This is a genomic window from Ornithinimicrobium faecis, assembly GCF_023923225.1.
Taxonomy (GTDB): Bacteria; Actinomycetota; Actinomycetes; order Actinomycetales; family Dermatophilaceae; genus Ornithinicoccus; species Ornithinicoccus faecis.
Map to the genome: position 1 here is coordinate 3,042,074 of NZ_CP099489.1, position 22,399 is coordinate 3,064,472.

Sequence of the window (22,399 nt, forward strand, 5' to 3'; positions counted from 1 at the left end):
CTGACGGCTGCGGTCACTGCTTCCCACAGGAGTCCCATGACCCAACCCTCACCCCTGCACACTTCTGCCGCGTCCGGTGCTGATCACCTGCGCCTCGACGGCATCTCCCGCTCGTTCCCGGACCGCCGGGTCCTGACCGACGTCAGCCTGACCGTCTCGTCCGGGGAGATCGCTGCCCTGATCGGCGAGAACGGCTCGGGCAAGTCGACTCTGCTGCGCATTGCCGCAGGTCTCGACGAGCCGGATGCCGGCTCGGTCAGCGCACCGGGCACGGTCGGGTTGTTCCATCAGGAGCCACCCTTCGACCTCGCCCTGAGCATCGATGGCGTCCTCGACGACGCGACTGCCCCCATCCGGGAGCTGGCCCGCCTCGTGGAGGTGGAGGGGCAGGCGATGGCCGACGGCGAGCCCGGCGCAGCCCCGCGCCTGCACACGGCCATCGAGGCGGCAGAGCGCCACCACGCCTGGGAGCTCGACCACCGCGTCGACCAGGTCGTGGCGGGCCTGGGTCTGGCACAGCTGCCGCGGGATCGGCCGGCCAGCGAACTCTCCGGCGGCCAGCTCTCCCGCCTGTCGCTGGCCTGGCTGCTGCTGCGCTCCCCCGACACGCTCCTGCTGGATGAGCCCACCAACCATCTCGACGACGCGGCCACCCGCAGCCTGGTCGAGCTGCTCCGGGGCTGGTCTGGGCCGGTGCTGCTGGCAAGCCACGACCGCGCCTTCCTGGACGAGGTCGGCACCACGCTGCTCGACCTGGATCCGGCCCCGCGTCCGTTCGCCTCGGTGCGGCACGACCACGACTCCCCCGGCTCGGGCTTTGGTGTCACCAAGTTCACCGGCAACTACACGGCCTATCTGCAGCACCGGCAGGACGAGCGTGAGCGGTGGGTCCACCGGTTCCGCGACGAGCAGGGCGAATTGGCCCGGCTGCGCGCCAGGGTCCGGGCCGACCACACCGTCGGGCACCCGGGACGCGAGCCACGCACCGAGGGCAAGATGGCCAAGAAGTTCTATGCCGACCGCAATGCCAAGGTCGTCTCCCGCCGGGTCAACGACGCGGAGACCGCCCTGGAGCGGCTCGAGCAGGATCAGGTGCGCAAGCCACCAGCCCGGATGCGGTTTGTGGGACTGGCCGGGCAGGCGAGCGGCGGCAGTCAGGCCCCCGCGGCCGGGCCCGTCCTGACCGCCACCCACGTCGCGGTCGCGCGCCGACTGGCCCCCACATCGCTGTCGCTGGGCTCACGTGAACGGCTGCTGGTCACCGGCGCCAACGGGTCGGGAAAGTCCACCCTGCTGTCCGTGCTCGCCGGACAGTTGGAGGCCGATGGCGGCGCCATCACCCGACCCGACCGACTGCACGTCGCGCTGCTCAGCCAGGAACCACTCTGGCGAGATGACGCGCAGACCGTGCGCACGGCATACGCCACTGCCGTCGGACTCGACCGAGCCGAGCGCACCCCGCTGGCCACCTTCGGACTGATCGCCGGCCGGGATGCCGACCGGCCGGTGGGCTCCCTGAGCGTCGGGCAGCGCCGCCGCCTCGACCTTGCGGTGCTGCTGGCCGACCCGTCCGACGTGCTGTTGCTCGACGAGCCCACCAACCATCTCTCGCTGCTCCTGGTCACCGAGCTGGAGCAGTCCCTGCCCGACTATCCCGGCGCCGTCGTCGTCGCCAGCCACGACCGGTGGCTGCGCGAGGGCTGGACCGGCGAACGACTCCACCTGGAAGGACACGCATGAACATCACCATCACCCGCGGCAACGACCCCGAGGCAACCCGCCGGATCCTGGGCGGGCTGCCCGACTGGTTCGGCATCCCTGCGGCCAACGAGCACTACGTCAGCGCGGCGGCCGAGAAGGACTCCTATCTCGCCCGGGTCGAGGGCAGCACCGTGGGAGTGGCACTGATCGACCGGCACTTCCCGGACACCGGCGAGATCCACCTCATCGCGGTCGCCCCCGAGCACCACGGCACGGGAGTCGGCTCGGCGCTGGTGACGGCGATCGAGCACGATCTGCGCACAGACGGCGCCCGGCTGCTCGAGGTCAAGACCGTCGGTCCGTCGCACGATGACGCGGGGTATGCCGCGACCCGGGCGTTCTATGCGGCGCGCGGCTTCCTGCCACTCGAGGAGATCAGAGGGCTGGAGTGGGACGGTCCCCTGGTCATCATGGTCAAGCCACTCTGACACCGACGGGCCGTGCCAGGATCAGTCAGCGGAGACCCGGTCGATGATCAGCGGAGCCGGCGAGTGCGCCGTGCTGGCGGCCGAGATCTCCCAGGCACCCTCCAGCGACTCCTGGGCACGAGCGAAGCGCTCCGGGGTGTCGGTGTGCAGCGTCAGCAGCGGCTGACCAGCCGTCACCGTGTCTCCGGGCTTGGCGTGCATCTCAACACCGGCGCCCGCTTGGACCGGGTCCTCTTTGCGTGCGCGACCAGCGCCGAGCCGCCACGCGGCAACGCCGACCTGCAGGGCATCGAGCGTGGTCAGCACACCGTCCGCGTCAGCGGTGATCTGCTGCGTCTCGCGAGCCACCGGCAGGTCCGCGTCGGGGTCCCCACCCTGGGCCGAGATCATCGCCCGCCACACATCCATGGCGCGACCGTCGGCCAGGGCATCGGCCGGGTCCACATCCTCAACACCGGCCGCAACCAGCATCTCGCGGGCAAGTGCCACGGTGAGCTCGACCACGTCTGAGGGCCCTCCGCCAGCCAGCACCTCGACGCTCTCGCGCACCTCGAGCGCGTTGCCCGCGGTCAACCCGAGCGGCGTGGACATGTCGGTGAGCAGCGCCACGGTGCGCACACCGGCATCAGTGCCGAGGCCGACCATGGTGCGGGCCAGCTCACCGGCCTGCTCGGCGTCCTTCATGAAGGCGCCCGAGCCAACCTTGACGTCGAGCACCAGGGCACCGGTGCCCTCGGCGATCTTCTTGCTCATGATCGAGGACGCGATCAGCGGGATCGCCTCGACGGTCCCGGTGACATCGCGCAGGGCATAGAGCCGCTTGTCGGCCGGAGCCAACCCGGCCCCGGCAGCACAGATGACCGCGCCGATGTCCTCGAGCTGGGCCAGCATGTCCTCGTTGGACAGGTCAGCTTGCCACCCAGGGATCGCCTCGAGCTTGTCGAGCGTGCCGCCGGTGTGGCCCAGCCCGCGTCCGGACAGCTGCGGGACGGCCACGCCGCAGGCGGCGACCAGCGGAGCGAGCGGCAGCGTGATCTTGTCACCGACGCCGCCGGTGGAGTGCTTGTCCGAGGTGGGGCGGCTCAGCGTGGAGAAGTCCATGCGCTCCCCCGAGGCGATCATCGCGGCGGTCCAGTCGCTGATCTCGCGTCGGTCCATGCCGTTGAGCAGGATCGCCATCGCGAGGGCGGCCATCTGCTCATCGGCGATCACACCACGGGTGTAGGCATCGATCGTCCAGGCAATCTGCTCACCCGACAACTCCCGCTGGTCGCGCTTGGCCCGGATGATGTCAACGGCATCGAAGTTCTCACTCACCCGTCCATCCAACCGCACTCGGAGGCGTTTCGGGACCCCGACGTGCTCAACCCGGCTCACAACGACAGGGTGCCGCCGCCCGGACGGACGACGGCACCCTGGACAGCGACGGGTGTCAGGCGATCACACCGAAGCCACCGGTCCAGGAGATCCGCTCGCTGGCGGCGAGGGTCAACTGCAGGAAGCCCAGGGACTCCAGCTCGCGGGCCCGCTTCAGCGCGCCGGCGTCAATGGCCTTCAGGCCACCTGCTGCGACGATGCCGCTCAGCAGGGCCTTCGCATCGGCGTCGTCGCCGGCGATGAGGACGGTGGTGGGCAGGGGGCCGACCTCACCCGAGGCGAGGGTCGCGGCGAAGGTGGTGTTGAACGCCTTCAGAACGCGTGAGTTCGGCAGCTTCTCGGCGATGACCTGGGCGGCTGAGCCGTCGGCCGGCACAACGAGGGAGTCGAAGGTCTCGAAGTTCAACGGGTTGGTGATGTCGACAACGACCTTGCCGGCCAGCTGATCCGCTCGGGCGGCGATGACCTCGTCAACAGCCGGGTAGGGCACGGCCAGGACGACGATGTCACCCGTGACTGCCTGGCTGTTGTCCGAGCCGAGCAGCTCGACGGTGTTGCCGCCCTTGGTGACGATGCTGGAGATGGCCTGGGCCATGTTGCCGGTGCCGAGAATGCTGACGTGTGACATGTGATGTCCTCTCATTAGTTGTTGCTTAAACTAACTACGCCTCCGTGTTGGTTGTTCCCACAAGTTCCAGGCTAGACTGTGATCATGACCACACCAACGCACGACGAGACTCAGTGGCTGGACGACGAGCAGCTCATGGTGTGGGTGCGGATGGTCAGCGTTCTGGAGCTCCTCCCGGCACAACTCGACTCGCACCTGCGTCGGGTGGCCGAGCTGACCTACTTCGACTACTACGTCCTGGCGATGCTCTCCGAGGCTCCGGACCGCACCCTGCCGATGAGTGCGTTGGCGGCCCGCACCAACGCCACGCTCCCCCGCCTCTCTCACGTCGCCCGCCGCCTGGAGCAGTGCGGGCTGCTGGAGCGCACACCCTCCCCGCAGGACCGTCGCGTGACGATCGGGAGGCTGACCGAGGCGGGCTGGGAGACCGTGCTCGCCACGGCCCCGAAGCATGTGGCCCAGGTGCGCGAGCTTGTTTTCGATGTCCTCTCGCCGGAGCAGGTGTCCCAACTCGCCGACATCACCGAGGCCCTGGTGGCGGTCCTTGATCCCGAGGGACGGATGAGCCTGGCCTACACCCGTCCGGAGGCCGACCCCCACTGAGTGGGCGGTTGTGAGCCGTATGCCGAGGGCTGGGTCGCCCGCGGACGTGACCCTCCGGGACCAGTTGCCCGGGCGCGGTGTGCGATCCTGTGCCCGTGAATCTCGCCCAGGCCATGAAGCAGATCGTCCCCGCGGTGCAGGACCTCAAGCGCCGCTCCATGACGCAGCGTGGTGGGGAGACCACCATGCCCGCGTCGCTGATCGCCCTGCGCGATGACCGGGTGCTCACCGTGGTCACCGCACCGCGCCTGGTGGCCGTCATCGACTGCGCACAGACCCTGGCGATCGGTCTGGCCCCGCAGATGCTGGTCATCGCAGCCCAGGTGAACCTGCCCGAGCGGGCCGAGAGCGACGGCCTGCCAGCACAGACCGCCGGTGAGGGCATCGCCTACACCACGTTTAACCGTGAGAAGGAGGCGAGCCTGGCCGTGCAGCGCTATCAGGTGCGGGCGGGCGAGGTGTCCTTCGGCCCACCGGAGCGCGGCCGCCCCGATGACCGCACCCTGATGGACGAGCTCGCCAAGGCGATGAGCCAGGCTCCCCTCGACCCCACGAAGGTGGCGCGCAAGGAGGACATCCCGACCGAGGCCGGAGTCACTCCGACCTTCCTGCCCGAGGCAGAGGGGCGGCTGGCCGTCGACGCAGGGACCGTGCGGACGGCCTACGACAAGGTCAAGGGCATCGGTGGCACGGCACTGTTCATCGCCGCCGACGGCACCCAGGCGACCCGCATGCTCGCCGCTGGCCTGCCCCAGGAGTGCCTGCTCGGCGGAGAGTGATCAGCGGCATGTGAGCGCGGGAGCGATCAGCGCTGCAGGTCCTCGGCGCCGAACGCCTGGGGCAGGACCTGCGCCATGGTGAGGACCCCCTCGGGAGTGGCGATGAGGCACTCGGCGCCCCCGTGCTCCCAGATGAGCTGCCGGCACCGCCCGCACGGCATGATCGTCTCGCCGGCATGGTTCACGCAGGACACGGCCACGAGACGTCCGCCACCGGTTGCCACGAGCTCCGACACCATGCCGCACTCCGCGCACAACGCGACGCCCAGGGCTGCGTTCTCCACGTTGCAGCCGGCGACGACCCGACCGTCGTCGACCAGGCCGGCGACACCGACCTGATAGTTCGAGTAGGGGGCGTAGGCCCGCTCCATCACCTCCGTGGCGCGAGCCTGAAGGGAGGACCAGTCGATCTCAGGTGGTGTCATCGAAGCAACCTCACTTGGTGTAGGGGACGCCGTTGGAGGCGGGCGCACGAACCCGCCCGACCAGACCGGCGACCGCAAAAATGGTGATGACGTAGGGCAGCATCGCCAGCAGTTGCGAGGGCATCGGTGAGCCGATGGTCCCCAGGACGTTGCCGAGGTTCTTGGAGAACCCGAACAGCAGGGCGGCAATCAGGGCACCGGTCGGGTTCCATTTGCCCAGGATCATCGCGGCAAGGGCGATGAAGCCGTTGCCCGCGGACATCTCTCGGCCGAAGGCCAGTCCGCTGCCGACGGTGAAGAACGCCCCGCCGAGGCCCGCAATGGCGCCACCAAGGATGGTGTTCCACACCCGGCGCTTGTTGACCTGGATGCCGACGGTGTCGGCAGCCTTGGGGTGCTCGCCGACGGCGCGCGTGCGCAGGCCCCACCTGCTGCGGAAGAGCATGATCTGCAGGATGATCACGGCGGCATACATGAGATAGACCAGGATGCTCTGCCGGAAGAGCACCGGACCGATGATCGGGATCTGGCTCAGCAGCGGGATCTCGATGACCCCGAGGGGCTGGCGAGCGTTCCAGGTCTCCCGATTGTCCGCCAGCAGGGTGGAGAAGAAGAAGCTGGTCAGGCCGAGCACCAGGGTGTTGAGCACCACGCCGATGATGATCTGGTTGACCTGATACTTGACGGCGAACCAGGCCAGGAGCCCACCGACCATGGCGCCCGCAATCGGCGCCGCCACCAGACCCAGATAGGGCTGGGTGGCCAGCGATGCGACCACCGCCGCAGCGAAGGCACCAAAGAGGAGTTGCCCCTCGATGGCAATGTTGATGACTCCCGATCGTTCACAGACGATGCCGGACATGGCGCCGAAAATCAGGGGCACCGACAGCGCCAGTGCGCCGGCCAGCAGCGAGGTCACGGGGATGACTGAGGTCTTGCCCGCACCCGCCCAGGTCAGGAAGGCCAGGACGAAGGCCAGACCCACCACGATGTGCAGCCAGACCGGGACGGTCCGGCGAGCAGCAGTCACCAGGTAGGCATACCCGGCCGCGGAGATGACCAGGACGGTGAGCACGATGACGGTCAGCAGCGACGGCACGCTGAAGTTCGGGATCGTGAACCACTGGTCGCCATAGCGCGACTGGAACTCCGTCGTCTGGCTCCAGACCCCCTCCCGGCGGATCAGGGTGCCGACGAGCCCGAGCAGCGCGAAGACGGCCAGGACGGCATAGGTGATCGGGATCCGGTAGGAGATCTTGCCCAGGACAGCTCCGTCGGCAGGCACGTCGTCAACGGGCGTTCCGGCTGTCACGGGCACGACTGGCGTGGTCATGCTGCGGCCTCCTTCGTTGCGGCCCGGTCGCGCTTGGGCTGTGCGTCGGGATCAGGGAGTCGGAAGATCGCCCGCACGAGCGGCGGAGCTGCGATCAGCAGGACGATGACGGACTGGACGACGAAAACGATGTCGATGGGTGTCGCGGTGACCGACTGCATCAGCGTGCCTCCGGACTGGAAGGCACCGAAGAGCAGTCCGGCCAGGAAGGTGCCGAGCGGTCGGGACCGCCCAAGGAGCGCGACCGTGATGGCATCAAACCCGTAGGTGGCTGCGACACCAGCCGTGAGCGACCCCCCGGTGACCAGCACCTGCGAGGTGGCGGCCAGTCCGGCGAGGCCACCGGCGATCACCATGGTCAGGATCGTGATCCGTCCCACGGACATGCCAGCGGTCCGGGCTGCATGCGGGTTGGCTCCGGCCGCGCGGATCTCGAAACCGATCGTCGAGCGCTCCAGCAGCCACCAGACGAAGAGCGTCGCCAGAATGGCCACGACGAATCCCCAGTGCAGCCGGAAGGTGTTGTCCGGCACCAAGAAGTCGGGGATGAGTCGTGGATAGGCGGCGTTGGGGCCGATCTGCGGGCTGCGCAGACCCGTGCCGCTCGCGTTGAACTTGCCAAGGGTGAGCACGTAGGCGACGAGGCTGACCGCGATCCAGTTGAGCATGATCGTGACAATCACCTCGTTGGCACCGGTGCGGGCCTTGAGGATGCCAGGAATGAACCCCCACAGCGCACCACCGAGTGCGCCTCCCACCACGCACAGCAGCAGGTGCAGCAGCACCGGCAGGTCGAAGGCGAATCCCATGTAGGCGGCGATGATGCCACCGACGATGATCTGGCCCTGCGCACCGATGTTGAACAGGCCAGCGCGGAAACCAACGGCGATGCCGAGCCCGGCCAGGATCAGCGGGATGGCAAACGTCATGGATTCGGTGATCGGGCGGATCTGCCGATTGAGGGTGTCGGCCTGATAGTCAAAGATCGCGCCACGGAAGAGCGCCTTGTAGGCCTCGCTCACGGCCTCCCAGCAGGCGCCCAGGAAGTCGGTCGGACGGGCGAAGACGTAGCTGACCGTCTTGGACACTTCCTCGTCCGCGAAGGCGATCAGCACACCACCGACCACCAACGCGATGACGACCGCCAGGAACGAGATGACCACGTCGCCGCCGACGATCTGGCGCAGGATCGTGGAGCCGGACCGGGGGTCGTATGCGGAGTCGTCGGGTCCGCTGGACCCGCTCGGCGGGACGGCTTCCTGGCTCTCCGCTCCCTCGGCCGCTGGGCGGTCGGGCACGGGATCGCCGTCTGGCTTGTTCGGCTCGCTCACGTCAGGTCCCCTTCCTCAGTGGCTCGTCCGCTGACGGCGGTGTCCTCAGCAGCAACGTCTGCACCGGCCAGCACGGACTGGTGGCCCGCGGCCTGTTCGACGGCATCCTCGAGCGGCACACCGGCCATCATCAGACCGAGCACGTCACGGTTGATGCCACCCGGCCCCGCCTCGGCCGCATCGATGATGCCCACAATCCGACCGCGATACATGACCGCGACTCGGTCGGCCAGCGAGAGCACCTCGTCCAGCTCGGTCGAGATGATCATCACCGGGGTCCCCTGGTCGCGCTCGGTGACGATCCGCTTGTGGACGAACTCGATGGAGCCAACGTCCAGGCCCCGTGTGGGCTGGGAGGCAACGAGCAGGCGCAATGGCCGGGACATCTCCCGAGCCAGCACAACCTTTTGGGCGTTGCCGCCCGACAGCGTGGAGATGGGGTCGTGGATGTCGGTGAGTCGCACGTCGAACTCCTGCGTGCGGTGCTCGGCGTTTTCGGCGATCTTGCCGAGGTTGAGCGAGACACCCCGGGAGAACTCGTCGGTGCCATAGATGTCGAGGACGAGGTTCTCGGCGATCGAGAAGGTGGCGACCACGCCGTCGGTGGATCGGTCCTCAGGCACGAAGCCGAGCCCGGTGCGCAACCGCTGCCGGACGCTCTTGCCCAGCAGTTCCTCTCCGTCCAAGGTGATCCGGCCGGCCGCCGCCTCATCGGTGCCGAGGATGACCTCGGCCAGCTCGGTCTGTCCGTTGCCCTGCACGCCAGCAATCGCCAGGATCTCGCCACCGTGCACCTCGAAGCTGACCCGATCGACCACCGGCGTCGCCCCGTTGAGAACGGTGAGGTCGGAGACCACCAGGCCGTTGTCACGGGTCTGGGCCGCGGTCTTGTCCACGGCCAGGCTGACGGAGCGCCCGACCATCAGCGAGGCCAGCTCGGTCTCGGTCGACTCCGGGCTCGCCTCCCCCACGACCTTGCCACGGCGGATCACCGTGATGCGGTCGGCGATGGCGCGGACCTCGCGCAGCTTGTGGGTGATGAAGACGATGGAGGTGCCGGCTGCCTTGAGCTCACCCATGATCTTGATCAGCTCGTCGGTCTCCTGCGGAGTCAACACCGCCGTCGGCTCATCGAGGATCAGGATGCGGGCGTCCCGAGAGAGTGCCTTGATGATCTCCACGCGCTGTTGCACACCGACAGGAAGCTCCTCGATCAGAGCATCCGGGTCGACGTGGAAACCGAACCGCTCGGAGATCTCCTGGACCTTGCGACGCGCGGAGGCCAGGTCCAAGATGCCACCCGGCCCGGTGGGCTCATAGCCCAGGGCGACCGACTCGGCCACGGTGAAGACGGGCACCAGCATGAAGTGCTGGTGCACCATGCCGATCCCCGCCCGCACGGCGTCACCGGGCCCGGGGAAGGTGACCGGCTTGTCGTCAAGCAGGATCTGCCCGTCGTCGGGGTCATAGAGGCCATAGAGCACGTTCATCAGCGTGCTCTTGCCGGCGCCGTTCTCCCCCAGCAGGGCATGGATCTCGCCGGGTTCAACGACGAGGTCGATGTGGTCGTTGGCCACCAACGACCCGAAGACCTTGGTGATCCCGCGCAGTTCGAGCTTCATCGCTCCTCGGCTCCTCGATAGTGATTCCGGGACAGCGTAGCGGCCCAGCCGGGAATGGCTGGGCCGCTACGTCGGAGAGTTTGAGTCCCTCCAGGATTCAGTGGCTCACGGAGCGTTCGGGGACTCGACGACGAGCTCCCCGGAGACGATCTGCTCCTGATACTCGGCGATCTTGTCCTTCAGCTCCTGCGGGACCTCGGCGTCGAAGTCGTGGAACGGTGCGAGGCTGACGCCCTCGTTCTCCAGCGTGCCGACGTAGGGCTCGTTGGTGAACGCTCCGTCGACGCCCTCCTTGATGGTGGCCTCCACGGCCGGGCCCATGTCCTTCAGGACGGACGTCAGGATCAGGTCGCCGTACTCCGTGGTCAGGAAGCCGTCGGAGTCGACCCAGATGAGCTTGGTGTCTGTGCCCTCGGCGACCGAGGCGGTGCCCAGGCCGACCGGACCGGCCACCGGCATGATGATGTCCGCACCCTGGGAGATGAACTGCTCACCCAACGAGGCACCCTGGGACTGGTCATCGAAGGTGTTGGCGAAGGAACCGTTCTGCGCCTCCTTGTCCCAGCCGAGGAGCTCGACGGCGCTGCCGTTGTCCTCGTTATAGGCGTCGACGCCGTCAGAGAAACCGTCCATGAAGATCTGGACCGAAGGGATCGGGAGACCACCGTAGGTCGCGACCTTGTCGGTCTCGGTCATGCCAGCGGCGAGGTAACCGGCCAGGAAGGCCGCCTCGGAGGTGTTGAACAGGATCGGCTTGCCGTTCTCCAGCTCGACCGGCGCGAAGTCCGCGTCCTGGAAGCCGGAGTCGAGCAGGCCAAAGTTAGTGTCCGGGTTGGCCTCGGCGGCAGCCTGGATGGCGTCCTCGAGGAGGAAGCCGACACCGATCACGTAGTTGCAGCCCTGCTGGACCATGGCGTCGATGTTGGGGCCGAACTCCGCGTCGGAGTTGGACTCGGCCTCGGCCTTGGTGATCCCAAGGCTCTCCTCGGCAGCGAGCAGGCCGGAGTAGGCCCCCTGGTTGAACGACTGGTCGTCGAAGCCACCGGCGTCGGAGACCATGCAGGCCTTGAAGTCGGAGTTATCCTCTCCACCGGCGACAGCCGTCTCTTCACCGGTGTCGCCACCGGTCGCGTCCTCACCGTCGGCGCCGGCGTCAGCGGTGGTCTCGGTGTCGGAGGTGGTCTCGGCTTCCTCGTCAGGGGCTTCGCCACACGCGGCGAGGACCATGACGGCAGCGGCGCTCACTGCGGCAATCTTGAAGACCCTCACGGGGAACTCCTTTGGTCTGGGGACGTAGATGACGGGAATGCTAGCCCCCGAAAGGCGCGCCGAAGAGCCACAAGATGCTCAGATGACGAGATGGTGTCGAATTCGTGACCTTTCGGGGCCCGCTGCCACGGACGACGAACCGAGGGCCCGAGGCTCAGACGAGGCCGTCGGCACCCACGGAGTTGAGCAGCGAGGCCGCGAGGAACTTGGCACCGATCAGCACCGACTCCTCGTCGACGACCAGGTCACCCTGGTGCAGTTCGTGGGTGGCTCCGCCCGGTGTGCGGGTGCCGAGCCGTGCCATGGCACCGGGCACGTCGGCCAGCAGCCAGCCCAGGTCCTCACCACCCAGGGACTGCTTGGTCGGCACCACTGCTGCCGGACCGAGCACGGCACTGGCCGCGGCGGTCATCGCCGAGATGGCGGCGGGGTCGTTGTCCACCGGGGGGACGCCCTTGATGTGGCGCACCTCTGCGGTCACGCCATAGGGGCTCACCACCGCGTGCACGATCTCCTCGATCAGCGGGCCGGTCGTGGCCCAGGTCTCGGAGTCGAGCATCCGGAGCGTGCCGACACACTCTCCGCGGGAGGGGATCACGTTGGCGACCGAGCCGGCCCGCACCGCGCCCCACACCAGCGCCGTGCCGGAGCGGGGGTCGAGGCGGCGGGACAGCGCGGCGGGCACGTCGGTCACCACCTTGCCGAGGGCGAAGGTCAGGTCCTGGGTCAGGTGCGGTCGGGAGGTGTGGCCACCGCGCCCGCTGAGGGTGACGTGGACCGAGTCCGACGCTGCCGTGATGGGCCCGACCTTCAACCCGATCGTGCCGACATCGATGGAGGGGTCACAGTGCACCGCGAGAATGCGGTCCACGCCCTCGACCCAGCCACCCTCGACCACCTTGTGGGCTCCGCCAGGGATCGATTCCTCGGCCGGCTGGAAGATCAACCGCACTCCGATGCCGCGGGACTCCAACTGATCCTGCAGCGAGGCCAGCGCCAGGCCCGCGCCCAGCACAGCCACGGTGTGCACGTCGTGACCACAGGCGTGGCACACTCCCTGCTGCCGCGAGGCGAAGGGCAGGCCGGTGACCTCCTCCACCGGGAGCGCGTCCAGGTCCGCGCGCAACGCGATCCGGACCCGCGGGTCCGCGGCGCCGACGTCAGCGATCGCCCCGCTGCCAGCCATCGCCCGCACACGCACTCCAGCAGCCTCGAGCCGCTCCATGACCACCGACGTGGTGCGGTGCTCCTGCCAGGAGACCTCCGGGTGAGAGTGCAGGTCCCGGCGCAGTGTCAGCAGCGCCTGACGGCGCGACTCCACGTCGGCCACCACCCTCTCGACGAGGTCATCGGTCGCGGGGACTGGGGCGGCAGAGGAGGTTTCGTGCAACGTCACGCGGGTCAGATCCTGGGGTCGGGATGGATGGGTGGCCGATCGTCAGGGTACCTGCCCGCGCCCCGCGTCAGAGCGCGGCCACCTCACGCACCAGGCCTGGTCCGCCATAGATCAGGCCCGTGTAGAGCTGCACCAGGTCGGCCCCGGCGTCCAGCAGCGCGGAGGCATCGTCGACGGTCATCACCCCTCCGACAGCGATCAGGGGCAGGTCCGTCGCGGCGCGCACGCGGGCGACGAACTCCCGGGACCGCCGCGTGAGTGGTGCTCCCGACAGTCCGCCTGTCTCCTGCTCGGCGAGAGCCCGATCCACCGGCGCGACATGGCGCCGACTGATCGTGGTGTTAGTGGCGATCAGGCCCGCGGCGCCCGATGTGACCGCCACCTCGAGGGCCTGGTCGAGGGCCTGGTCGGTCAGATCTGGAGCGAGTTTGACCAGCACCGGGACTGGCTCTCCCTGCCCGGCCAGGCTGCGGGTCTCCGCGACGACGGCCTCGATCAGTTCGGCGAGCGGGCCGGCGTCCTGCAGCCCGCGCAACCCTGGGGTGTTCGGTGACGAGACGTTGATCGCGAGATAGTCAGCCAGCCCGTCCAGGGCTCGCACCGAGGTCAGATAGTCCTCGACCGCCTCCTGGAGCGGCGTCACCTTGGTCTTGCCGATCGACACCCCGACCGGTATGCCGAGGCTCCCCTGCTCCCGTGCCTGCCGGAGCCGCTCGGCGAGGGCGTGCACCCCGGCATTGTTGAAGCCCATCCGGTTGATGATCGCCCGGCTGGCCGGCAGCCGGAACAACCGTGGCCGGTCATTGCCCGGCTGCGGACGAGCCGTGACCGTGCCGAGCTCAACGTGCCCGAACCCGAGCGCCCCCCAGGCGGCCACACCACGGCCGTCCTTGTCCATGCCCGCCGCCAGACCGACCCTGTTCGGGAAGGTCAGCCCGAGCAACCGCACCGGGCTGGTGGGCGGTGGCACCGCCCGTGAGATCGCGGCGAGGACCCGTGGCCGAGCTGCCAGGGCCTCCATCAGGTCCACGGTGCGGTGGTGGGCCACCTCGGCGTCTCCCCCGCCCAGGCGGAACAGGACGGGCTTGACGACCCGGCCATAGCCAAGAACTAACGCGCGGGTCCGCAGGTCGGTGTCGGGCTGACTCACGTCCGTCACCTTATGCTGGCGAGGTGAGTGAGGCGGACGTCAGCATGGACCACTTCTGGGGAGTCATCCCCGCCGGAGGAGCAGGGACCAGGCTCTGGCCCCTGTCCCGGCGCACCTCCCCCAAGTTCCTGCACGACCTCACCGGCAGTGGGCGCTCCCTGCTGCAGGACACAGCGGCCCGGCTCGAGCCGCTGACCGCAGAGCGCCTGATGGTCGTCACCGGCGTGCGACACGCCGCGGCTGTTCGCGAGCAACTGCCGCACCTCCCGGCTGACCAGGTGCTCGTCGAGCCGACCCCCCGCGATTCGATGCCCGCCATCGGGCTGGCCGCAGCGGTCCTGGAGGCACGCGACCCGGACGCCGTGATCGGCTCGTTCGCCGCGGACCACGTGATCGGCGACCCCGCAGCGTTCCAGGAGTGCGTCCGGGAGGCCGTGGCGGCTGCGGCCACGGGGGCGCTGGTCACCCTCGGCATCACCCCGACGTATCCCGCGACCGGCTTCGGCTACATCAAGGTCGGTGACCCCTGGCCCGGCGCTCGCCTGGCCCGTCAGGCGACCGAGTTCGTGGAGAAGCCAGACCGCGAGACGGCACAGTCCTATCTCGACTCCGGTGCCTACCGCTGGAACGCCGGGATGTTCGTCGTGCGTGCTGCGACGCTGCTCGACCTGCTCGGCCGCTGGCACCCGGAGCTGGCTGACGCACTGCGCCAGCTGGCCGCCGAGCCGGCCACCCTCGACCAGGTCTGGCCCTCCCTGACCAAGATCGCCATCGACCACGCCGTGGCCGAGCCGGCGGCCAGCGCTGGGCGGGTCGCCGTCGTGCCGGCCGACTTCCCGTGGGACGACGTGGGCGACTTCGCCTCGCTGATGTCCCTGCTGGAGGCCGACGACGGCGGCCTGCACGTCCTCGGCCCACGCGACCAGGTCGTCTCCGTCGGCAGCACCGGTTTGGTGGCCGCCCACTCGGGGCGCACGGTGGTCACCCTCGGGGTCGATGACATCGTGGTGGTGGACACCCCGGACGCCCTCCTGGTGACAACCCGTGAGCGCGTGCAGGACGTCAAGGGGATCGTGGAGACGCTCCAGCAGTCCGGGCGCGAGGACCTCACGTGAGCAGCACGGCACGTCACCGACGCCGGTTGCGGGACGCCCTCGGCCACCCACTCGTCACCTCACGCTCACTGGACACCTCCCGAGAGGTCGCCGATCCACCACCTGACGGCGCCACTCTGGATCATGTGCGAGTCGCCATCGTGACCGAGTCCTTCCTCCCCGCTCTCAACGGCGTCACCACCAGCGTGTGCAAGGTGCTTGAGTGCCTGCGCGCCGGTGGCCATGAGGCGCTGGTCGTCGCCCCCGGCACCACACCGTGGGCCGAGACCGCCGCGCCCGAGCGTTATGCCGGTTATCCCGTCCACACCGTCAGCAGCCTGCCGATCCGCCAGTTCCGGGTGGGTCTGCCCTCCTATGAGCTGGAGACGGTCCTGCACCGGTTCCGCCCCGATGTGGTGCACGTCGCCTCCCCCTTTGTCCTGGGCGTTCGCGGCCTCACCGCGGCGCGTGGCCTGGGCATCCCGTCGGTCGCGATCTATCAGACCGACATGCCCAGCTATATCCGCCAGCACTCCGGGCCGGTCGGTGACCTCACGGCCCGCGCCGCGTGGCGCTGGATCCGCCGCATCCACTCCCAGGCCGACATCACGCTGGCCCCGTCCAGCGCTGCCCTCCAGGACCTCGCTGCCCATGACGTCCCGCGGGTGGCCCTGTGGGGTCGCGGCGTGGACTCCACCCTCTTCCACCCCGATCGCAGGGACGACCCGGAGACGGCAGCACTGCGTCGCCGACTCGCCCCAAACGGTGAGGTGCTCATCGGCTATGTCGGGCGGCTCGCCCCAGAGAAGGAGCTGCACCGCCTCATCGAGCTCAACGGGCTGCCCAACACCCGGATCGTGCTCGTCGGTGACGGCCCCAGCGCCGACATCCTGCGCGAGCAGCTCCCGGGTGTGGTCCTGCTCGGCCGGCAGGAGGGCGTGGACCTGGCCCGCAGTTATGCCGCCTTCGATCTGTTCGTGCACACGGGGACCCGCGAGACCTTCGGCCAGACCATCCAAGAGGCCGCCGCCGCCGGTCTGCCCGTGGTCGCCCCGGCTCGGGGCGGTCCGGTCGACCTCATCGATCACGGCACCACGGGGTTGCTCTTTGACCCCGACCGCGCCGGAGCGTTGCGCGATGCGGTTGCTGCGCTTGCTGCTGGGGAGCTGGCGGGCGAGCGCGCGATGATGGGTGCCGCAGGGCGAGCCCGCGTCGAGGAGCGCTCCTGGCCTGCTCTGACCGAGCAGCTGATCGGTTACTACGGTCGGGCGATCGCTCAGCACTCCATGGCAGTCGCCTGAGGATCTGGTCCCTCCAGCTCGAAGGTGACCAGGGGCCGCCACACCTCATCACCGTGGTGCACATAGGCCACGAACTCGGTGGCCACAAACTCGGCGGTGAAGTCGGCCAGGTCGGCAAAGGCCCGGTCGAGCACGTCAGGTGGCTCGTCGTGCACCAGGGTGACGTGCGGGTGATAGGGGAACTCAAGCTCTCGGCTCACCGGACCACTTCGCACACCCCGCTCGAGCTGCTCGCAGGACGAGACGCCCTGCGCCACCTGGATGAAGACGACCTGAGACACCGGGCGGAAGGTCCCCGTGCCGCGCAGCACCATGTCAAACGGTGGGTTCTGCTGACCCACGGTCGCCAGGTGCTCGAGCAGCACCTCGAGGCGTGCTCCCGTCGTCTCCGTCGGCGGGAGCAGCGTCACGTGGGTCGGGATGTGGGCTGCACGATCCTCGCCATAGCCGAGCCGCGCATCCCGCAGCAGTCTCCCCCAGGGCTCGGGCACGGGCAACGCGACGCCCACCGTGACGGGCCCGTGGGGTTGGAGACTCACGGTCACAGACCCTACTCCGAGGCCTGCCTTAGAGTCAGAGGATGGCCTCCACGGACAAGACAGCCGCCCAGACACCGACCGCCCAGAGCCCGACCGACGGGACCAGCAGCGAGACTGCTGGTGACCCGAAGGTCACGACCACGCCGGCCGAGCCCAAGGATGACCTGGTCACCACCAGGCACAGCCTGACGATCGGCCGCGAGACGCTGTCCTACACAGCGACCACCGGACGCATCGTGCTGCGCGAGGAGGTCTACGAGGACGACGTCTTCACCGGCACCAAGCCCAAGGCCGAGGTCTTCGTCACCTCCTACGTCGCCGACCGTGACACGGACGCACCGGAGCGGCCGGTCACCTTCGCGTTCAACGGCGGCCCGGGCTCGTCCTCGGTCTGGCTGCACATCGGCCTGCTGGGCCCCCGCCGCGTCCAGATGGGTGACGTCGGCGAGTTGTTGCCACCTCCCTACGGACTGATCGACAACCCCGAGAGCCTCCTGAGCGTCTCGGACCTCGTCTTCATCGACCCCGTCTCGACCGGCTTCTCCCGCGCCGCCGAGGGCGAGAAGCCCAAGGGTTATCACGGCTTCTCCGGTGACATCGAGTCCGTTGGCGAGGTCATCCGGCTGTGGACCTCCCGCAACGAGCGCTGGCTCTCCCCCAAGTTCCTGGCCGGGGAGTCCTACGGCACCCTGCGGGCCGCGGCCCTGGCCGATCATCTGCAGTCGCGCTACGGCCTGACCCTCAACGGCCTGATGCTGATCTCCTCCGTCCTCGACTTCGGATCCATCGGGCTGCACGACCCCGACGCCCGGGCGTTCGCTGGCTTCCTGCCGACCTATGCGGCCGTGGCGCACTATCACGGCAAGCACGGTCGCAAGTCGCTCTCGACCGTCGTCCGGGCGGCCGAGGAGTATGCCGCCAAGGAGTATCCCTACGCGCTCAGTCGTGGCATGCGGCTCGTTGGCGCCGAGCGCGACCAGCACGTCACGCGGGTGGCAGAGCTGACCGGCCTCTCCCCGGACTGGGTGGACCGTGCCGACCTGCGGATCGAGCACATCCGGTTCTTCACCGAGCTGCTGCGCTCCGAGCGCAAGGTCGTGGGTCGCCTGGACTCCCGGTTCACCGGACCGTCTGCCGCGGGAAACGCCGAGATGATGGACGCCGACCCGAGCCACGACGCGATCTCAGGCCCCTACTCAGCGGCGTGGAACCAGCACGTGCGCGCCGACCTCGGCTACCACTCGGACCTGCACTACGAGCAGATCTCGAGTCGGGTGCACCCGTGGTCCTATGCCGACTTCGAGGGTCGATCCGTGGATGTCACCCCACTGCTGGCCCGGGCCATGCGGGCCAACCCACACCTACAGGTCCACGTGGCCTACGGCTGGTTTGATGGGGCGACTCCCTTCTTCGCGGCACGCGAGGTGCTGACCCAGCTCGACATCCCCGCGGCGTTGCACGACAACATTGAGCACCGCTACTACGAGGCCGGTCACATGATGTATGTCCACGAGCCGTCGCGGGTCCAGCAGTCCCAGGATCTCGCCGACTTCGTCACGCGGAGCATGGGCACCTCCCGATAGACCTCCCCGTGTTGCGGGTCGGCCCCGACAGCGGCACGATCGACACGAAGGACCGGCCACTGACCGTCCGGCCCACGTCGAGGCGCAGGAGAGCACGATGTCAGAGGGACACCCAGCCATAGGTCGGTCGATCGATCTGCTCGCGGAGGCCGACCAGGCCCTGGCCGGCACGCTGGCGAGGATGACGCCCGAGGACCTCGCGGGACCGAGTCTGTGCCCGGGGTGGACCAGGGCCCATGTCCTCGCCCACCTGGCCCGCAACGCCGACGCCCTGCAACACCTCGTGCAGTGGGCGGCCAGCGGCCACGAGACCCCGGCCTATGCCTCACGCGAGCAGCGCGATCAGGACATCGAGGACGGCGCCACCGTGCCCCTGGCCCGGCTGCGAGCCGATGTGATCTCGGCGAGCGACGCCTTCCGCGCCCGGGTCCAGTCCCTGCGCGGTCGCACCGATCTGCATCCTGTGCAGGTCGGTGGAGGGGCCCTGCCCGGTGACCAGGTCCCGTGGGCGCGGTTGCGCGAGGTCACCTATCACCACGTCGACCTCGACCTGGGCTTCACCTTCGCCCAGGCGCCGCCCGAGGTGGTGCGCGCAGGACTCGTCGAGGCCGTGGAGCGACTCGGGCACGCTGGCAGCCCACCGTTGACGCTCACCGGCACCGACGGGCGGCACTGGCACATCGCCGGTGGCGGGGCTGAGGTGAGCGGCAAGCCAGCCGACCTGCTGCTGTGGGTCACCCGCGGGATCCAGCACAACCTCACCAGCCACCACCCGCTGCCTACCCTGCCCGCCTGGGGCTGACCAGCCCCGGTCCCGCCCCTCCCCTCCCGACCGAGCGCACGAGCACCTGAGAATCCACGCGACCGAGCGCACGAGCACCTGAGAATCCACGCGACCGAGCGCACGAGCACCTGAGAATCCACGCGACCGAGCGCACGAGCACCTGAGGCTCCACCGGCACCTGAGCAAGCTCCCTCGCACGAGTGAGGGAAGTCCTCCTGCGGGGGAGGTGAACTTTCAGCAGGCTTGCGAGCGTGTGGGCATGACGACTTCCTCACACGACGCGTGCGCAGCGACCGCTGATCGGGTCGACGCCAGGTGGACGGTGGTGCGCCGCACGGCCGGATTCGGTGCAGCATCCGCCATGGCCCTCTATCTCGTCGTCAAGGTCGTCTGGGTGGCCGCCGGACTGCTCGACGTCGGGTCCGACAGCGGGCACGTCGCCGCAGAATGGATGCTGCTCAACGGGGTGACGATCCTGATGGCGGTCGTCGGCGTGGCCCTCGGGCTCGCCCTGGCCCAGCCGTGGGGACAGCGTCTCCCAGGCACGGCCGTCGTGTTCTTCTCGTGGGTCGCCACCGGCCTGCTGGTGACAGTCGTCCCCTTTGCCGCGCTCAGGCCGATCGTGGAACCGGCCTCCGGCGCCAGTGCGGCCACGCACGGCGACGGAGGGTCCGTCATGGCCGCCTGGGAGTCGGCGCTGATCACGATCGGAGTCGTCGGCATGGCTCTCGGCCTGGTCATCGCGCTCCCGATCTATCTGCGCGAGCGTTGGCCACACGCCTTCGTGGGGCGCCTTCGCGAGTTGCCACGAGGGGAGTCGGTCGGGCGGGACGCCCTGGGCATGATCGCCAGCGCGTTGGCCACGATCGTGGGCGCTGCTGGCTGGTATTGGGCGTTGGGTGGAACCATCGGCCTGGGTCCGAACGTGGCGGAGAGCCAGGACTCCGCGCGGCGCGCACTCATCGGGGTCGTCGCGACGTGGTCGCTGATCGGAGCCTGGTCCGCCCGGACGACGGTGCGCCGTCGCGCCAGAGTGCGGACCTGGGTGCCCGTGCTGTCCGCCTGGGCGGCCTCCGGTTCGCTGTTCGCCTGGAACGCCTGGGAAGCGCTGATCCGGATGGCCAGCCCCGAAGACATGCCGCAGGTCCACGACCCGATCGTCGGGACCATGCACCTGGTCGCCAGCCTCGTGGCAGGTCTGCTGATCCTGGCGGTCGTCATGTCGATCCCGCGCGAACGGTCGCTCGACGACGGGGAGGGGCAGGTCGAGCTGCCGCACCTCCCGTGACTCCACTCCTGGTGGTCACGGTCCTGTGCATCGTGGCCAACGTGTTCATCGCGGTTGCGGACTACCTCAAGGTGGGGATCGTCCTGAAGACCTCCAGCGAAGTGCACCTACCTGCCGAGGCCGTGCCCTACCTGGCAGCCCTGAAGCTGACCGGAGCCCTCGGCCTCGTTGGAGGCCTGCTCGCGTTCCCCTGGCTGGGCGTGGCCGCAGCCGCGGGGCTGACCCTGCTGTTCATCGGTGCGCTCATCGCTCACCTGCGGGCGAAGGTCTACTACGACATCGCCTTCCCCGGGTTGTACCTGCTCCTCGCGGTGGGGGCCTTGGTGCACCTGGTCCAGCTCGCGAGCGGGACCTGAGCGAGCCACGACAGACAGCAACGGCCGCCCACCCCAGCGGGTGGACGGCCGTCGATGCTTGCGTCAGGTCAGGCAGCCATGGCCTTCTGCAGGTTCTCGTCGATCGCTGCGAGGAACTCCTCGGTGGTCAGCCACTTCTGGTTCGGGCCGACGAGCAGCGCGAGGTCCTTGGTCATCTTGCCCGACTCGACCGTCTCGATGCAGACGCGCTCGAGGGTCTCGGCGAACTCGGTGACCTCGGGGGTGTTGTCCATCTTGCCGCGGTAGGAGATGCCACGGGTCCACGCGAAGATCGAGGCGATCGGGTTGGTGGACGTCTGCTTGCCCTGCTGGTGCTGGCGGTAGTGCCGGGTGACGGTGCCGTGCGCTGCCTCGGCCTCGACGGTCTTGCCGTCCGGGGTCATCAGCACGGAGGTCATCAGGCCGAGGCTGCCGAAGCCCTGGGCCACGGTGTCGGACTGCACGTCACCGTCATAGTTCTTGCAGGCCCAGACGTAGCCGCCCTCCCACTTCATCGCCGCGGCGACCATGTCGTCGATCAGGCGGTGCTCATAGGTCAGGTCGGCGGCGTGGAACTTCTCCTTGAACTCCGCGTCGAAGACCTCCTGGAAGATGTCCTTGAAGGCACCGTCATAGGCCTTCAGGATCGTGTTCTTGGTCGACAGGTAGCACGGCACACCGCGGTCCAGGGCGTAGTTCATGCTGGCGCGGGCGAAGTCGCGGATCGAATCGTTGTAGTTGAACATCCCCATCGCGACACCACCGTCATCGCCATACTCTGCGACCTCGTGGACCTCCGGCTCGCCGCCGTCGGCCGGGGTGTAGGTGATGGTGACCTTGCCGGCGCCAGGCACCTTGAAGTTCTGCGCCTTGTACTGGTCACCGTGGGCGTGACGACCGATGATGATCGGCTTGGTCCAGCCCGGCACCAGGCGCGGGACGTTGGAGATGATGATCGGCTCGCGGAAGATCACGCCACCGAGGATGTTGCGGATGGTGCCGTTGGGGCTCCTCCACATCTCCTTGAGGCCGAACTCCTCGACGCGGGCCTCGTCGGGGGTGATCGTCGCGCACTTGACGCCGACCCCGTGCTCCTTGATCGCGTTGGCCGCGTCAATCGTGATCTGGTCGTTCGTCTCATCGCGCTTCTCGACCCCGAGGTCGAAGTACTTCAGGTCGACATCCAGGTAGGGGTGGATCAGCCGGTCCTTGATGAACTGCCAGATGATGCGGGTCATCTCGTCGCCGTCGAGTTCGACGATCGGGTTGGCGACCTTGATCTTCTCCATGCCTGCGGGCTCCTGTGGTCAGTGTGAGTGGCCGTCTGCACGGCCCGGCGTGACGTGCGACCG

At 68.7% G+C, this 22,399-nt stretch carries 21 protein-coding genes; 10 read left to right on the plus strand and 11 right to left on the minus strand.

Annotation, left to right across the window (positions count from 1 at the left end; all coding sequences use genetic code 11):
- Window positions 1-36 precede the first annotated feature (36 nt).
- Together NF556_RS14200 and NF556_RS14205 are read left to right on the plus strand one after the other, a co-directional pair.
- Window positions 37-1,740, plus strand: a complete 1,704-nt coding sequence (locus tag NF556_RS14200) for an ABC-F family ATP-binding cassette domain-containing protein (RefSeq protein ID WP_252591568.1) — start codon at window positions 37-39, stop codon at window positions 1,738-1,740.
- Complete coding sequence (locus NF556_RS14205; RefSeq protein WP_252591569.1) at window positions 1,737-2,189, plus strand: GNAT family N-acetyltransferase; 453 nt, start codon at window positions 1,737-1,739, stop codon at window positions 2,187-2,189. Before NF556_RS14200 ends, NF556_RS14205 begins: the two co-directional genes overlap by 4 nt.
- Window positions 2,190-2,210: 21 nt before the next feature.
- On the opposite strand, the gene NF556_RS14210 is transcribed toward NF556_RS14205, so the two are convergent.
- Both NF556_RS14210 and NF556_RS14215 read right to left on the minus strand, forming a co-directional pair.
- Window positions 2,211-3,506: a thymidine phosphorylase gene (locus NF556_RS14210; protein WP_252591570.1), complete on the minus strand. Its 1,296-nt coding sequence runs from the start codon at window positions 3,504-3,506 to the stop codon at window positions 2,211-2,213.
- 115 nt (window positions 3,507-3,621) lie between these two features.
- On the minus strand, window positions 3,622-4,194 hold the full coding sequence (locus NF556_RS14215; protein ID WP_252591571.1) for an NADPH-dependent F420 reductase: 573 nt from the start codon (window positions 4,192-4,194) through the stop codon (window positions 3,622-3,624).
- An 84-nt stretch (window positions 4,195-4,278) separates the two neighbouring features.
- On the opposite strand from NF556_RS14215, the gene NF556_RS14220 reads away from it, so the two are divergent.
- Window positions 4,279-4,797: a MarR family winged helix-turn-helix transcriptional regulator gene (locus tag NF556_RS14220; RefSeq protein WP_252591572.1), complete on the plus strand. Its 519-nt coding sequence runs from the start codon at window positions 4,279-4,281 to the stop codon at window positions 4,795-4,797.
- A gap of 95 nt (window positions 4,798-4,892) precedes the next feature.
- Window positions 4,893-5,576, plus strand: a complete 684-nt coding sequence (locus tag NF556_RS14225; RefSeq protein WP_252591573.1) for a hypothetical protein — start codon at window positions 4,893-4,895, stop codon at window positions 5,574-5,576.
- Between the two features lie 26 nt (window positions 5,577-5,602).
- Here NF556_RS14225 and NF556_RS14230 read toward each other — a convergent pair whose 3' ends face one another.
- The 7 genes from NF556_RS14230 to NF556_RS14260 all read right to left on the minus strand — a co-directional run bounded on the left by NF556_RS14230 (window position 5,603) and on the right by NF556_RS14260 (window position 14,102).
- The gene (locus NF556_RS14230; protein ID WP_252591574.1) at window positions 5,603-6,001 is read right to left on the minus strand and encodes a cytidine deaminase; all 399 of its coding nucleotides are present in this window, start codon (window positions 5,999-6,001) and stop codon (window positions 5,603-5,605) included.
- A 10-nt stretch (window positions 6,002-6,011) separates the two neighbouring features.
- Window positions 6,012-7,334 (minus strand): ABC transporter permease, encoded by a 1,323-nt coding sequence (locus NF556_RS14235; protein ID WP_252591575.1) that lies wholly within the window; start codon window positions 7,332-7,334, stop codon window positions 6,012-6,014.
- Window positions 7,331-8,665 (minus strand): ABC transporter permease, encoded by a 1,335-nt coding sequence (locus tag NF556_RS14240; RefSeq protein WP_425607000.1) that lies wholly within the window; start codon window positions 8,663-8,665, stop codon window positions 7,331-7,333. The genes NF556_RS14235 and NF556_RS14240 overlap by 4 nt, the downstream gene beginning before the upstream one ends.
- On the minus strand, window positions 8,662-10,287 hold the full coding sequence (locus tag NF556_RS14245) for an ABC transporter ATP-binding protein (protein ID WP_252591576.1): 1,626 nt from the start codon (window positions 10,285-10,287) through the stop codon (window positions 8,662-8,664). The genes NF556_RS14240 and NF556_RS14245 overlap by 4 nt, the downstream gene beginning before the upstream one ends.
- Before the next feature lie 105 nt (window positions 10,288-10,392).
- A complete protein-coding gene (locus NF556_RS14250) occupies window positions 10,393-11,514 on the minus strand; it encodes a BMP family lipoprotein (protein WP_306270165.1) in 1,122 nt (373 codons plus the stop codon).
- Window positions 11,515-11,710: 196 nt separating this feature from the next.
- On the minus strand, window positions 11,711-12,946 hold the full coding sequence (locus NF556_RS14255; protein WP_306238542.1) for an amidohydrolase: 1,236 nt from the start codon (window positions 12,944-12,946) through the stop codon (window positions 11,711-11,713).
- A gap of 73 nt (window positions 12,947-13,019) precedes the next feature.
- Entirely contained in the window at window positions 13,020-14,102 is a 1,083-nt protein-coding gene (locus NF556_RS14260; RefSeq protein ID WP_252591578.1) for a quinone-dependent dihydroorotate dehydrogenase, read from the minus strand.
- A gap of 44 nt (window positions 14,103-14,146) precedes the next feature.
- Here NF556_RS14260 and NF556_RS14265 point away from each other — a divergent pair, with 44 nt between their 5' ends.
- Window positions 14,147-15,217: a mannose-1-phosphate guanylyltransferase gene (locus NF556_RS14265; protein WP_252595816.1), complete on the plus strand. Its 1,071-nt coding sequence runs from the start codon at window positions 14,147-14,149 to the stop codon at window positions 15,215-15,217.
- Entirely contained in the window at window positions 15,214-16,497 is a 1,284-nt protein-coding gene (locus tag NF556_RS14270) for a glycosyltransferase family 4 protein (RefSeq protein ID WP_332460684.1), read from the plus strand. The genes NF556_RS14265 and NF556_RS14270 overlap by 4 nt, the downstream gene beginning before the upstream one ends.
- Here the strand turns inward: NF556_RS14270 and NF556_RS14275 are convergent.
- Complete coding sequence (locus NF556_RS14275; protein WP_252591579.1) at window positions 16,473-17,036, minus strand: 2'-5' RNA ligase family protein; 564 nt, start codon at window positions 17,034-17,036, stop codon at window positions 16,473-16,475. The two genes, NF556_RS14270 and NF556_RS14275, sit on opposite strands and share 25 nt — an antisense overlap.
- Before the next feature lie 41 nt (window positions 17,037-17,077).
- Between NF556_RS14275 and NF556_RS14280 the strand changes: the two genes are divergently transcribed.
- The 4 genes from NF556_RS14280 to NF556_RS14295 all read left to right on the plus strand — a co-directional run bounded on the left by NF556_RS14280 (window position 17,078) and on the right by NF556_RS14295 (window position 21,047).
- Window positions 17,078-18,619, plus strand: coding sequence for a S10 family peptidase (locus NF556_RS14280; protein WP_252591580.1), 1,542 nt, complete (start codon window positions 17,078-17,080; stop codon window positions 18,617-18,619).
- A gap of 97 nt (window positions 18,620-18,716) precedes the next feature.
- Complete coding sequence (locus tag NF556_RS14285) at window positions 18,717-19,421, plus strand: maleylpyruvate isomerase family mycothiol-dependent enzyme (protein WP_252591581.1); 705 nt, start codon at window positions 18,717-18,719, stop codon at window positions 19,419-19,421.
- Window positions 19,422-19,662: 241 nt separating this feature from the next.
- A complete protein-coding gene (locus NF556_RS14290; protein ID WP_252591582.1) occupies window positions 19,663-20,691 on the plus strand; it encodes a hypothetical protein in 1,029 nt (342 codons plus the stop codon).
- Window positions 20,688-21,047, plus strand: a complete 360-nt coding sequence (locus NF556_RS14295) for a DoxX family protein (RefSeq protein ID WP_252591583.1) — start codon at window positions 20,688-20,690, stop codon at window positions 21,045-21,047. Before NF556_RS14290 ends, NF556_RS14295 begins: the two co-directional genes overlap by 4 nt.
- A 68-nt stretch (window positions 21,048-21,115) precedes the next feature.
- Here NF556_RS14295 and NF556_RS14300 read toward each other — a convergent pair whose 3' ends face one another.
- On the minus strand, window positions 21,116-22,336 hold the full coding sequence (locus NF556_RS14300) for an NADP-dependent isocitrate dehydrogenase (RefSeq protein WP_252591584.1): 1,221 nt from the start codon (window positions 22,334-22,336) through the stop codon (window positions 21,116-21,118).
- Between the last annotated feature and the right edge of the window lie 63 nt (window positions 22,337-22,399).

Coding starts and splice junctions, on each gene's coding strand:
- NF556_RS14200 (WP_252591568.1), top strand. CDS start 37: ATGACCCAACCCTCACCCCTGCACACTTCTGCCGCGTCCGGTGCTGAT.
- NF556_RS14290 (WP_252591582.1), top strand. CDS start 19,663: ATGACGACTTCCTCACACGACGCGTGCGCAGCGACCGCTGATCGGGTC.
- NF556_RS14245 (WP_252591576.1), bottom strand. CDS start 10,287: ATGAAGCTCGAACTGCGCGGGATCACCAAGGTCTTCGGGTCGTTGGTG.
- NF556_RS14235 (WP_252591575.1), bottom strand. CDS start 7,334: ATGACCACGCCAGTCGTGCCCGTGACAGCCGGAACGCCCGTTGACGAC.
- NF556_RS14205 (WP_252591569.1), top strand. CDS start 1,737: ATGAACATCACCATCACCCGCGGCAACGACCCCGAGGCAACCCGCCGG.
- NF556_RS14265 (WP_252595816.1), top strand. CDS start 14,147: ATGGACCACTTCTGGGGAGTCATCCCCGCCGGAGGAGCAGGGACCAGG.
- NF556_RS14230 (WP_252591574.1), bottom strand. CDS start 6,001: ATGACACCACCTGAGATCGACTGGTCCTCCCTTCAGGCTCGCGCCACG.
- NF556_RS14280 (WP_252591580.1), top strand. CDS start 17,078: ATGGCCTCCACGGACAAGACAGCCGCCCAGACACCGACCGCCCAGAGC.
- NF556_RS14250 (WP_306270165.1), bottom strand. CDS start 11,514: ATGGTCCTCGCCGCGTGTGGCGAAGCCCCTGACGAGGAAGCCGAGACC.
- NF556_RS14215 (WP_252591571.1), bottom strand. CDS start 4,194: ATGTCACACGTCAGCATTCTCGGCACCGGCAACATGGCCCAGGCCATC.
- NF556_RS14285 (WP_252591581.1), top strand. CDS start 18,717: ATGTCAGAGGGACACCCAGCCATAGGTCGGTCGATCGATCTGCTCGCG.
- NF556_RS14300 (WP_252591584.1), bottom strand. CDS start 22,336: ATGGAGAAGATCAAGGTCGCCAACCCGATCGTCGAACTCGACGGCGAC.
- NF556_RS14220 (WP_252591572.1), top strand. CDS start 4,279: ATGACCACACCAACGCACGACGAGACTCAGTGGCTGGACGACGAGCAG.